This is a genomic window from Isoptericola sp. NPDC060185 (genome assembly GCF_042728595.1).
Classification (GTDB): domain Bacteria; phylum Actinomycetota; class Actinomycetes; order Actinomycetales; family Cellulomonadaceae; genus Isoptericola.
In genome coordinates, this window is record NZ_JBHWYY010000021.1 from 22,015 (window position 1) to 33,925 (window position 11,911).

An 11,911-nucleotide genomic window follows, 5' to 3' on the forward strand; every position below is an offset into this window, starting at 1 on the left:
CCTACCGAGCACTGTTCCGACATCCGACGCACGACCCAGACGGACGACCAGGAGAGATGAACCGATGAGCACGATGACCCCCGAGCAGGCGACGTGGTTCGCGCAGACGTTCGACCGCATCGTCGGGAACGTCGCGCAGGCGGTGCTGGGCAAGGAGGACCAGATCCGGCTGGCGCTGACGTGCATGCTGGCCGAGGGCCACCTGCTGCTGGAGGACGCGCCGGGCACGGGCAAGACGATGCTCGCCCGCGCGATGGCGGCGAGCGTCCAGGGCACGAACCACCGCATCCAGTTCACGCCGGACCTGCTGCCGTCGGACGTCACGGGCGTGACGATCTACGACCAGAAGACGGGCACGTTCGAGTTCCACAAGGGCCCGATCTTCGCGAACATCGTCCTCGCGGACGAGATCAACCGTGCCTCGCCGAAGACGCAGTCGGCGCTGCTGGAGGTCATGGAGGAGGGGCAGGTCACCGTCGACGGCGTCACGCACGCCGCGGGCAGCCCGTTCATGGTGGTCGCGACGCAGAACCCCATCGAGCAGGCCGGGACCTACCGCCTGCCGGAGGCCCAGCTGGACCGCTTCCTCATGAAGACGTCGATCGGCTACCCGGACCTCACCTCCACGGTGGAGATCCTCGCCGGCTCGGCGGTGCGCGACCGCAGCGCGGGCCTGCAGCCCGTCATCACCGGCCAGGCCGTGGTGGAGATGGCGAACCTCGCCGCGGCCACGCACGTCGACCCGGCCGTGCTCGAGTACGTCTCGCGCCTGGCGGAGGAGTCGCGCGCGGCGGCCGACGTGCACGTCGGCGTGTCCGTGCGAGGCGCCCTCGCGCTGGTGCGCTGCATGAAGGTGTGGGCGGCGGCGCACGGGCGCAACTACGTGCTGCCCGACGACGTGAAGGACCTGCTGCAGCCCGTGTGGGCGCACCGCCTGGTCCTCGACTCCGAGGCGGAGTTCGGCGGCGCCACGGCGGCCGGCACGATCGACCGCCTGCTCAGCGACGTGCCCGCCCCGCAGGAGCGCCGCTCGGCCTGACGGCAGGCCTCGGCCTGACCGCCCGCCCGGTCCGACAGTGAGGAACCAGGGGAGAACCCCATGACGACGACCACCGAACGGGAGACGGACGCGCCTGCCGCGCAGGACGCCCTCTCGACCCCGGAGCAGGACGCCCCGGCCGCGCCGAAGGAGCGCCGCCGCGCCTCGCGCCGCGTCGCCGCGTCGGTGCGCGCCGCGAGCGCGACCGCCGCCGCAGGGATCCGCTCCGTCGCGGCCCGCGCCTGGGCGCGCACGACCCCCGTCCTGGGCGTCGTCTCGCCCTTCGGGTGGGCCGTCCTCGTGCTCACCGCGGCGGCGTGGTGGGCCGGCGTCGTGCTGAGCTGGGAGGAGTGGGCCGTCGTCGCGGTGACCGTGACGGTGGCGCTGATCGGCGCGGTCGTGTTCGTCCTCGGGCGCCTGCGCTACGACGTGACGCTCGACGTCGCGTCGCGCCGCGTGGTCGTGGGGGACCGGGCCGTCGGCCGCCTGCTGGTGCGCAACGGCTCGTCGCGCACCATGCTGCCGGCGGTCATGGAGCTGCAGGTGGGGCAGGGCATCGCCACGTTCCCGGTGCCGCGCCTGCGCGCGGACGCCGAGCACGAGGAGATCTTCGCCGTCCCGACGCACCGCCGCGCGGTGATCCCCCTGGGCCCGGTGCGCTCCGTGCGCGCCGACCCGCTCGGGCTGCTGCGCCGCGAGCTGACGTGGACGGAGCCCGAGGAGCTGTTCGTGCACCCGCGCACGCTGCCGCTGTCGGGCTCGTCGACGGGCCTGCTGCACGACCTGGAGGGCCGGATCACCCCCGACATCTCCGACTCGGACGTGTCGTTCCACGCGCTGCGGGACTACGTGCCGGGTGACGACCGCCGGCACATCCACTGGAAGTCCACGGCCCGCACGGGCCAGCTCATGGTGCGGCAGTTCGAGGAGACCCGTCGCTCGCGCCTCGCCGTCATCCTCTCCACGCGGGAGGAGGACTACGCCGACCCGGAGGAGTTCGAGCTCGCGGTGTCGGTGTGCGGGTCCCTGGGCCTGCAGGCCATCCGCGAGGACGGCGGCCTGACCGTGCTGGTCCAGCGGGGCCGGGTGCGGGGCGACCACCGCACGCGCCTGCTGGACGACCTGACCCGCCTCGAGCTCCAGCCCGCCCGCACCAGCCTCGCGGAGGTGGCGCGCGTCGCGTCCGCGACGGTGACCGACGCGTCGGTCGTCGCGGTGGTCGTGGGCAGCAAGGTGACCCCGACCGACCTGCGTGCCGCCGCCGTGCGCCTTCCCGTCGACGCCCGCCTCGTGGCGATGCAGTGCGTCCCGGGGGCCAAGGTGAGCCGGGGCCGGGTGGCCGACATGCAGGTGCTCACGCTCGGCGAGCTGTCCGACCTGCCGAACGCGCTGCGGAGGATGAATGACTGAGGGTTACGCCCCCGCCGAGGATCCGGACGACCGGACCTCGCACGCCGGTCCCACGGGGCACACGGGCACCACGGGGCACACGGGCGGCACGTCGCGCACCGGGGGCACCTCGCGCACGTCGGTGCGCGCCGGGACCACCCGCAACGCGGCCGGCCGGGACGACCGCCGGCGGGCCGTGACGGCCGCCGGCGCGGTGGACGGCGTCGTGCTGCTCGCGCTGCTCGGCGTGGTCGCGGTCGGCTTCGCCCCCGCCTGGGGCACCACCGGGTACCTGGTGCCGGCGGTGGGCGGGGCCGTGCTCGGCCTGCTCGTCGCGTGGCTCGGCGCGTGGCTGCGCTGGTCGGTGCTGCTCACGAGCGGCGCGACCGTGCTCGCGTACTTCCTGTTCGGCGGCGTGCTCGCGCTGCCCGGCACGGCGATCGCGGGCGTCGTGCCGTCGCTGGCGACGCTGCAGGAGCTCGCGGTCGGCGCGGTGCACGGCTGGAAGGCGTTCGTCACGACGGTGCCGCCGATCGCGTCGTTCCCCGACCTCGCGGTGGTGCCGTACCTGCTGCTGTACCTCGCCGCGGTGCTGGCGGGCACGATCGCGTGGCGCTCCCGCCGCGCGGCCTGGGCGCTGCTGCCCGTCGTGGTCGCCCTGGCCGGGGTCGGCCTGCTGGGCACGATCCTGCCGGCCTACCCGCTGGCGCAGGGCCTCGTGGTCGCCGTGATCGGTCTGCTGTGGGCGTCGTGGCGCGCGGCGGAGACCCGCATGGGCGCCAACCGCCTCCTGTCCGACGCGAGCCGCTCCGCCACCCGCCGCCTGCGCGGGCAGCGGGTGCGCGGCGGCGCGGTGCTGCTCGCGCTCGGCGGCGTGGCCGCCGTGGTCGTGGCGCCGCAGGTGGCCCAGGGCGAGCGCGTGGCGCTGCGCGAGATGATCACGCCGCCGCTCGACCTGCACCAGTACACGAGCCCGCTGGTCGGCTTCCGGCACTACACGAAGGACCTGGCGGACACCGAGCTGTTCAGCGTCACCGGCATGCCCGAGGGCGGCCGCGTGCGGCTCGCGACCCTCGACACCTACGCCGGCACGGTCTACGACGCGTCCAGCGGCCGCACCACCGGCGTGTTCAACCGTGCGGGCGAGGTCGTGGACACGGTCGCGGCGGGCACGCGCACGCCGGTCGACGTCTCCGTGCTCGGCTACACGGGCGTGTGGGTGCCCGACGTCGGCCAGCTCGGCGGCATCCGGTTCACGGGCGACCGCGCTGCCGAGCTCGCGGCCGGCACCTACTACAACGCGACGTCGGGCACGGCGCTGACCACCGCGGGCCTGCGCCCCGGCGACGGCTACGAGATCGACGCCGTCGTGGCGGCGCCGCCGGACGAGAAGACGCTCGCGTCCACCCCGATCGAGCAGGTCGCGCTCCCCAAGCCGCAGGACGTCGCGGACGCGGTCCCGGCGAAGTCGGCGCAGTTCGCGGCCGACGCGACGGACCCGTTCGAGCGGCTCACCAACATCCGCGACACCCTCAAGGCCACCGGCGTGTACTCGAGCGGTCTGGAGAACCAGCCGGCGTCGCGCCCGGGCCACTCGGCCGCGCGCATCGACGCGCTGCTCGCGCAGGACGAGATGGTGGGCGACGACGAGCAGTTCGCCGTCGCGTTCGCCCTGATGGCGCAGCAGGCCGGCGTGCCGGCCCGCGTCGTCATGGGCTTCTACCCGGAGAAGGACACCTTCAAGGCGGGCGAGCCGTACGTCGTCACGGGCGAGGACGTGCACGCCTGGGTCGAGGTGCCGTTCGAGGGGTACGGCTGGGTGCCGTTCGACGTCATCCCCGACGAGGACAACAAGGTCGAGCCGCTGCCGCGCTCCAAGCAGGTGCCGAAGCCGCCGGTCCTCGAGACCCCCGAGTCGCCGGAGGAGCCGCCGCAGGCCGAGGCCGGCGACGTCGAGGAGGACGACAAGGACGACGACCAGTCCGCGATCGACTGGCGCCAGGTCATGATGATCGCGGTCACGGTGGCCGTCCCGCTCGCGATCGTCGCGCTGCCGCTGCTGCTGATCCTCGGCTTCAAGCGCCGCCGGCGCCGGGGCCGCCGCACGGCCCCCGTGGTCGCGGACCGGGTCAGCGGCGGCTGGCGCGAGGTGGTCGACGTCGCGACCGACCTCGGCGCCGGCGTGCCCCGCGCGGCCACGCGCCGCGAGGGCGCGCGCCTGCTGGCGGAGAAGCTGCCGGAGTCGACGTCGGGCACGACGCTGCTCGCGCACCGCGCGGACGCCTCGGTCTTCGGGGCGGGCACGCCCACCGACGAGGAGGTGGCGCAGTACTGGGCCGACGTCGACCGGGCGGTCGACGAGATGCGGGCCGGGGTGCCGTGGGGCCGCCGCGTCGCGGCGCGGCTGTCGCTGCGCTCGGTGCGCGGCGCCGACGCGCCGCCGCTGTCCGCGGTGCTGCGCGGCTGGGTCGCCGCGGTGCCGAGGGCGTTCGCCCGGGCCGGGCGGGCCGTCGTCCGCCCCGTGCATGACAGGATGGCGCGCGCGCGTCGCCGCAAGGAGCGCGCCCGGCGGCAGGAGGATCGATGACGACGACGTGCACCGCGTGCGGTGCCAGCGAGCAGAGGGGTGCGTTCTGCTCCGTGTGCGGGACGCCCACGGTGGCGACCGCGTACCGCACCCCGGCGGCGTCGGGGCCCCCGACGGGCAGCCTGGAGGTCACGACGGAGCCCGAGCTGCGTGAGCGCACGCGCCGGGCGCCCGCGGGGATGGTGGCGGCCGCCGCCAGTGCGCCCGCGGCCGCCTCGGGCGGGCCCGCGGAGCCGCCCCTGGCGGGCGTGGGCCGTCGGGCCGCTGCGTACGTGCTCGACCTGCTGGCGCTGTCCGTGCTGTCGGGCGTCGTCGCGGCGGGGGTCGCGATCGCGGTCCGGCTGCCCGCGCGTTTTGCGGACGCTGCCGCGGCGACCACCTCGATGGGCCAGAAGGCCGCCGCGCAGGAGGTCCTGAGCGCGGCCATCGTCGTGTACGCCGTCGTCGGCGTCGTGAGCCTCCTCGGCTGGGTCGGCCTGGCCCTGTGGGACGGCCTCGCCGGCCGCACGGTCGGCAACAGCCTGCTCGGGATCCGCACGGTCTCCGCCGACCACGGCGGCCCGATCGGCGCGGGGCGCGGGCTGCTGCGCTGGCTCGTCCTGGCGCTGTGCGGCGTCCTGCCGCTGGTCGGCACGGTCCTGGTCCTCGTCTCGCCCACGTTCGACGCGTCGGGCCGGCGCCAGGGCTGGCAGGACAAGGCCGCCCGCAGCCTGGTCCGCGACGTGCGCAACGCGCCGCCGCGCAGCTTCGCTCCGGCCTCGCCCTCGAACCCGGGGAGCGCGGCGCCGGCCGGCGCGCCCGCTCCCGACCCGTGGGCCTTCCCCGCGGGCGAGGGGCGCGAGCAGGGTCCCGCCGGCGGCGTGATCACCGGCGTGCCGGGGTCGGGCTCCGCGCCGGCGGGCACGGCCGGCGCCGGCCTGTCCGGCATCGAGGCGCACACGGTGCACCGCTCCGCGGCGGGCACGCCCGCGACGCCGGCCACCGCCCAGACACCCGAGCCGGCACCCGCGCCGGCCGCCCCGGTCGCGCCCACGGCGGCGACGCCCGTCCCGGCGGCGCAGCCGGTCCAGCAGCCGGCCGCCCAGCCCGTCCAGCAGCAGCCCGCCGCCCAGCCCGACCTGGCGGCGGACGACCTCGAGGACCTCGAGGCGACGCGGTTCAGCGTGTCGTCGCGGCGCAGCGCGGGCGACGGCAGCGCCCCGCCGCGGATCGTCGTCGAGGTGGACCCGGACCGTCGCGTGCACGTCGCGACCCGCACGCTCCTGGGCCGCGCGCCGCAGCAGGACGGCGGCGGCCCAGCGACGCTGCTGCGCGTCGACGACCCGACGCGCTCGGTCTCCAAGACGCACCTCGAGCTCGTGCCGTCCGCCCAGGGGCTGCAGGTCACGGACCTCGGCAGCACCAACGGCAGCGCGGTGATCGACCCGTCCGGCGTGGTGCAGGAGCTCGCCGCCGGCCGTCCGGTCACGGTGGGCGCGGGCTGGGTCGTGCAGGCGGGCGCGCGGCGCCTGATCGTCGTCGGGCAGGACGCCGGCGCATGACCGTTCCCGTCAGCCTCGGGCTGCTCTGGGGCGCGGCGACGCACCAGGGTGCCCGCCGCAAGCTCAACGAGGACTCGTACCTCGCCGGCGGTTCGGTGTTCTTCGTCGCCGACGGCATGGGCGGCCACGACGCCGGGGAGGTGGCGAGCGCCGCGGCCGTCGAGGCGCTCACGCCGCTCGGGGACGCGGACGTCGTCGGGGTGGACGCCGTGCGGGGCCGCGTGCGCGCCGCGCACGACGCCGTCCGGGCGATCGAGACCGCGCCCGGCCGCGGCGCCGGCACGACGCTCGCCGGGGTGGTGCTCACCGAGCAGGGCGGCGAGCCGTACTGGCTGGTGGTCAACATGGGCGACTCCCGCACCTACCGCAGCGCGAACGGCGTGCTGGAGCAGGTGAGCGTGGACCACTCGGAGGTCCAGGAGCTCGTCGACGCCGGCCGGCTCACGCCGGAGCAGGCGCTGACGTACCCGCGCCGGCACGTCGTGACGCGGGCGCTCGGCGCGCCCGACGACCCCGAGCCGGACTTCTGGTTCCTGCCCGTGCACCCGGGGGACCGGATGCTCGTGTGCTCCGACGGGCTGACCGCGGAGCTGACCGACCGGCGGGTGGCCGAGGTGCTGCTCGTCGAGGCCGACCCGCAGGTCGCCGCCGAGCGGCTGGTCCGCGAGGCGCTCGTCGCGGGCGGCCGGGATAACATCACCGTCATCGTGGTGGACGCCACAGGGCTGACGGAGGCCCTGGAGAGCACGGCGCCGAGGGACGGGCGCGCCGGCCACGATGACGACGAGGACACGGTGCCCCGGCGGTCGCCGTGGAAGGGGGCCATGACGTGACCGTGCGCTACGTGATCGGCCCGGCGTACGCCGTGGTCCGAGGTGGTGCCGTGGTGGTGCTGCCGGAGAAGGTGACGCCGGAGCTGGTCGACGAGCTGTGGACCGCGCTCGCCGACGGCGGTGGGGTCGTCCCGGTGCTGGAGGTGCTCACCGGGTCGTTCGGCGCGAGCCTCGCGTCGCTGCCGCCGTTCGCGATCGCGGTCGTCGACGGGCGGCGGGTGCAGGTCGCCAGCCGCGGCGCGACGTCCGTGACGATCGACCGCGAGGGCGGGCGCGAGCACGTGTCCGGTGACGGGGTGACCACCTGGGCCGAGCGCACGTTCGACGACGTGGTGGACCTGTCCGTGCAGGTGGGCGTGGCCGAGCCGTCGCACCTGGTGGACGCCCGCGCCCTCCCGCTCGACGCGGGCGTCACCCTGGTGACGTCGGTCGGCGCGCGGCTGACGGGCGACGCCCTGCCGACGGCCCCGGTGCGGCACCCGGAGCGCGTGCGCGAGCCCTGGGAGGACGACGGGCCGAGCGAGGACGCGCCCGCCGACGCCGCGCCTGCCGACCGCGCCACGCCGTCGCCCCTCGTGCACGGCTCGGCGGTGCCGTCGCCGGCCGCCGCCCCGGTGCCGCCCCGGCCCGCCGCGTCGCCGGCCCCCGTCGCGCAGGACGCGGTGCCGGTCGCCGTGCCGGTCGCCGAGGCGACCATCGCGCCGGAGGCCACGATGGTGCCCAGCCTGACGGTCGTCCCGGACGCCGCGGACGACGCGGACGCCGACGGCGCGTCCCCCGACGACCGACCCACCGACGACGGACGCTCCGACGGCGCGACTTCGGACGACGCCGCGCCGGGGGCGGACGACACCCCCGGCGCCGCGGCCGACGACGGGCCGCCGCTGGAGGAGACCACCGGCTACGGGCACCTGTGGGGCTCGACGGTGCACTCGTCCGTCGAGGCCGCCGCTGTCCGCCCCCCGGGGGAGGACGAGGAGGAGGGGGAGCCCGACGCCGCGTCGGCGTCCGAGACGCCGTCCGCGATCGTCTCCGGCGTCCCCGTCTCCGCCGTCCCCGCGGCTCCGGCGCCCGAGGCGGCACCCGCCCCGGCGCCCGGCCCGTCGGGGCCCGTCCCCGCCGCGCCCGTGCCGGCGGCCCCGGTGCCCAGCTCGCCCGTGCCCAGCTCGCCCGTGCCCAGCGCGCCGGCGGTGCCGGCGGCCGACGACGGTCCCGGCTCCGGTGCCGACGAGATCGACGGCAGCACGGTGCTGTCCTCCGCCATCGCGGACCTGCGGGCCGCGGCGCCGGCGCCGGAGGCGCCGAGCACTCCCGAGGCACCCGTGGCCGGCGGGCCGGTGCCCCCGGGGCCGTCGTTCGCGGCCGCGCCGGTGCCGGGGCGCCCCACGATCCTGGCGCGGGCCTGCACGGCCGGGCACCCGAACCCGCCGCAGCGCGACGACTGCGCCACGTGCGGGCAGTCGCTCGTGGGGGAGGCCCGACAGGTGCCGCGGCCTCCGCTCGGCACGATGGGCGTGTCCGGCGGGCCGCGGGTCACGCTCGACCGACCGGTCGTCGTCGGGCGCAAGCCGCGCTCGCCGCGGTCCTCCGGGGACGACCTGCCGCGCCTGGTCACCGTCCCGAGCCCGCAGCAGGACATCTCCCGCTCCCACGTCGAGGTGCGCCTCGAGGGCTGGCACGTGCTGGTCAGCGACATGAGCACGACGAACGGCACCACGCTGCTGCGCTCCGGGCAGCCGCCGCTGCGGCTGCACCCGGGCGAGCCGGTCATGGTCGTCTCGCGCGACGTCGTCGACCTGGGTGACGGCGTGACGTTGACCTTCGAAGGGATCCTCTGAGTGAGCCGCAAGCGTCCACCGTCACCGCCGCCGGAGATCGAGGGGTTCGAGTACGTCTCCCTCATCGGGTCGGGCGGGTTCTCGGACGTCTTCCTCTACCAGCAGCGCCGACCGCGGCGCCGGGTGGCCGTGAAGGTCCTGCTGCACGAGTGGACCAACGAGGGGCAGCGTGAGGCCTTCGAGGCCGAGGCCGACCTGATGGCCACGCTGTCCACGCACCCGTCGATCGTCACGATGTACGAGGCCGACGTGGCCTCCGACGGGCGCCCGTTCCTCGCGATGGAGTTCTGCTCGCGGCCCAACCTGGGCGCGCGCTACCGCAGCGAGCGGCTCAGCGTGCCCGACGTGCTGCGCATCGCCGTGCAGGTCGCGGGTGCCGTGGAGACGTCGCACCGCGCCGGCATCCTGCACCGCGACATCAAGCCGGCGAACATCCTCGTCACCGAGTACGGGCACCCCGCGCTGACCGACTTCGGCATCTCGTCCACGCTGGACGACGCCGGCCGCGCGGAGGGCATGTCGATCCCGTGGTCGCCGCCGGAGTCGTTCGCGGAGCCGCCGCGCACGGGCGTGGGCACGGACGTGTGGGGCCTCGCCGCGACCACCTACTCGCTGCTGGCCTCGCGCACGCCGTTCGAGGTGCCGGGCGGGTCGAACTCCAGCGCGGACCTCGTGGCGCGCATCGAGTCGGCGCCGCTGCAGCCCACCGGCCGCAACGACGTGCCCCCGTCGCTCGAGCGCGTGCTGAGCACGGCGATGGCGAAGAACCCCGAGGCGCGGTACCCGACCGCCCTCGCGTTCGCCCGCGCCCTGCAGGCCGTGCAGACCGAGCTGTCCTTCGCCGTCACGCCGATCGACCTCCTGGACGACCGGGGCCAGGTCCGCGACGACGACGGCGGCGGTGACGCCCCGGCCGACGAGGACGAGGTCGGCACGCGGCTGCGCGAGGTCGTGTCGGTCGACCCGCGCGGCCCGGCCGCGGCGGCCGCCGCGCTCGCGACGACGGGCACCTCCGCCCCGCCGCGCCCCGCCTGGGCCGCCTCGGTCCCGGCCCCGACCTCGTCGACGGTCACCGGCACGGCGCCCACGCTGGCCGACGACCTCGGCGACACGGTGCACCGTTCGATGGCGCCCGCGGCGCCCGCGACCGTCGACGCGCCGGGCACCCCCGCCGAGGCGCCCGCCCCCCGCCGGAGCGGCGTCGTCGTCGGTCTGGTGGTGGGGCTGGCCGTCCTGGTGACCGCGCTGGTCGTGACGCTCGCCGTCGTGCTGTGGCCGGACGCCACGACCCCCGACGACGACGCCACGCCCGTCGTCACGGGGCAGGGTGACGACGTGGGCCCGCCCGACGACAACCTGGGCGGCCTGGTGCCGTCGGTCACCGACCTGAAGGGGAAGGTGAAGGGCGACAAGGTCGTCTTCACCTGGACCAACCCGGACCCGAAGGACGGCGACGCCTACGGGTGGCGCGAGGCCAAGGCCCTGGGCGAGGCTCACTACCAGGAGGTGACGGAGCCGACCGTCACCGTGCCGAAGGCGAAGTCCGGCGAGACCTGCGTCGAGGTCATCATCGTGCGCAACGGCGCGTTCTCGGTCCAGCCGCAGGGGGTGTGCGTGGGATGAGCGACCTGGCGGTGGAGTTCGCGGGGGAGTGGTTCCGGCCCGACCCGGAGGCGGTGTTCGAGATCGGCCGGGAGGGCGACCTCGAGCTGGACGACAACCCGTACCTGCACCGGCGGTTCCTGCAGCTCACCCACGCCTCGGGGTTGTGGTGGCTGGGCAACGTCGGCAACCGGCTGTCGGCCACCGTGAGCGACGCGGCGGGCGGCGTGCAGTCCTGGCTCTCGCCGGGCACGTCGCTGCCGATCGTCTTCCCGAACACGTCGATCGTCTTCACCGCCGGGCCCACCACCTACGAGCTGCTCGCGGCCCTCAACCCCGCGCCGTACGCGGAGATCCGCTCCGAGGAGCCCGAGGGCGGGGCGACGACGATCGGGATGATCCCGTTCACGGTCAGCCAGCGCCAGCTCGTGGTCTCCCTGTGCGAGCCGATGCTCAAGCGCGACGGCACCGGCCTGTCGGAGATCCCGTCGTCCGCGGAGGCCGCCGCGCGCCTCGGGTGGACCACGACGCGGTTCAACCGCAAGCTCGACAACGTGTGCGAGAAGCTCGACCGGGTGGGCGTGAAGGGACTGCGCGGCGGCTCGGGCGGGCTCGCGACCAACCGGCGCGCGCGCCTCGTCGAGTACGCGGTGGCGTCCCGGCTGGTGACGGCGGACGACCTGCCGCTGCTGGACCTGCCGGACGACGCCGATCCCCGCGACCCCGACCTGAAGGACCCCGCCCCCAAGCACACCGCCCCCAAGGACCCCGCCCCCAAGGAGACCGCGTGACCGGCGGCAAGCGGCCCGAGCCGTGGCAGATGGTCGTCGTGACGGCGATCGGGGGCGCTGCCATCGTGTTCGTCGTCGTGGTGGCCGTGGGCGTGCTGCGCGACGGCGTGGGCACCGGCGTGCCGCTCGACTTCTACCGGGCGCTGGGCCGCGAGGTCACCGACCCGGCCACCTGGCGCGCCGTCCTGTTCGGGGCGGCCGCCGGTGCGGTGGTCGCGGCGCTCGTCTACGCGGTCGCACGCCGTGGCCGGGGCGGCTGACCCCCGACCTGCCCGCCGGCCCCTCCGGCAG

9 protein-coding genes are annotated in these 11,911 nt (G+C 76.1%); all 9 read left to right on the forward strand.

Going from position 1 to position 11,911, the window contains the following annotated elements:
* Nucleotides 1-64 precede the first annotated feature (64 nt).
* The 9 genes from ACFWDO_RS09605 to ACFWDO_RS09645 are packed head-to-tail and all read left to right on the forward strand — an operon-like array spanning nt 65 to nt 11,880.
* The gene (locus ACFWDO_RS09605) at nt 65-1,039 is read left to right on the forward strand and encodes an AAA family ATPase (RefSeq protein ID WP_380315380.1); all 975 of its coding nucleotides are present in this window, start codon (nt 65-67) and stop codon (nt 1,037-1,039) included.
* A 60-nt stretch (nt 1,040-1,099) separates the two neighbouring features.
* Nucleotides 1,100-2,449, forward strand: coding sequence for a DUF58 domain-containing protein (locus tag ACFWDO_RS09610; RefSeq protein ID WP_380315384.1), 1,350 nt, complete (start codon nt 1,100-1,102; stop codon nt 2,447-2,449).
* The gene (locus ACFWDO_RS09615; protein ID WP_380315387.1) at nt 2,442-5,015 is read left to right on the forward strand and encodes a transglutaminase family protein; all 2,574 of its coding nucleotides are present in this window, start codon (nt 2,442-2,444) and stop codon (nt 5,013-5,015) included. Before ACFWDO_RS09610 ends, ACFWDO_RS09615 begins: the two co-directional genes overlap by 8 nt.
* Nucleotides 5,012-6,556 (forward strand): RDD family protein, encoded by a 1,545-nt coding sequence (locus ACFWDO_RS09620; RefSeq protein WP_380315390.1) that lies wholly within the window; start codon nt 5,012-5,014, stop codon nt 6,554-6,556. The genes ACFWDO_RS09615 and ACFWDO_RS09620 overlap by 4 nt, the downstream gene beginning before the upstream one ends.
* Complete coding sequence (locus tag ACFWDO_RS09625) at nt 6,553-7,389, forward strand: PP2C family protein-serine/threonine phosphatase (protein WP_380315393.1); 837 nt, start codon at nt 6,553-6,555, stop codon at nt 7,387-7,389. Before ACFWDO_RS09620 ends, ACFWDO_RS09625 begins: the two co-directional genes overlap by 4 nt.
* The gene (locus ACFWDO_RS09630; protein WP_380315396.1) at nt 7,386-9,227 is read left to right on the forward strand and encodes a hypothetical protein; all 1,842 of its coding nucleotides are present in this window, start codon (nt 7,386-7,388) and stop codon (nt 9,225-9,227) included. The genes ACFWDO_RS09625 and ACFWDO_RS09630 overlap by 4 nt, the downstream gene beginning before the upstream one ends.
* Nucleotides 9,228-10,850: a serine/threonine-protein kinase gene (locus ACFWDO_RS09635; RefSeq protein ID WP_380315399.1), complete on the forward strand. Its 1,623-nt coding sequence runs from the start codon at nt 9,228-9,230 to the stop codon at nt 10,848-10,850. It abuts the gene before it with no gap.
* The gene (locus tag ACFWDO_RS09640) at nt 10,847-11,620 is read left to right on the forward strand and encodes a hypothetical protein (RefSeq protein WP_380315402.1); all 774 of its coding nucleotides are present in this window, start codon (nt 10,847-10,849) and stop codon (nt 11,618-11,620) included. Before ACFWDO_RS09635 ends, ACFWDO_RS09640 begins: the two co-directional genes overlap by 4 nt.
* Nucleotides 11,617-11,880, forward strand: coding sequence for a hypothetical protein (locus ACFWDO_RS09645; protein ID WP_380315405.1), 264 nt, complete (start codon nt 11,617-11,619; stop codon nt 11,878-11,880). The genes ACFWDO_RS09640 and ACFWDO_RS09645 overlap by 4 nt, the downstream gene beginning before the upstream one ends.
* The last annotated feature ends 31 nt before the right edge of the window (nt 11,881-11,911 follow it).

Coding starts and splice junctions, on each gene's coding strand:
- ACFWDO_RS09605 (WP_380315380.1), top strand. CDS start 65: ATGAGCACGATGACCCCCGAGCAGGCGACGTGGTTCGCGCAGACGTTC.
- ACFWDO_RS09610 (WP_380315384.1), top strand. CDS start 1,100: ATGACGACGACCACCGAACGGGAGACGGACGCGCCTGCCGCGCAGGAC.
- ACFWDO_RS09615 (WP_380315387.1), top strand. CDS start 2,442: ATGACTGAGGGTTACGCCCCCGCCGAGGATCCGGACGACCGGACCTCG.
- ACFWDO_RS09620 (WP_380315390.1), top strand. CDS start 5,012: ATGACGACGACGTGCACCGCGTGCGGTGCCAGCGAGCAGAGGGGTGCG.
- ACFWDO_RS09625 (WP_380315393.1), top strand. CDS start 6,553: ATGACCGTTCCCGTCAGCCTCGGGCTGCTCTGGGGCGCGGCGACGCAC.
- ACFWDO_RS09640 (WP_380315402.1), top strand. CDS start 10,847: ATGAGCGACCTGGCGGTGGAGTTCGCGGGGGAGTGGTTCCGGCCCGAC.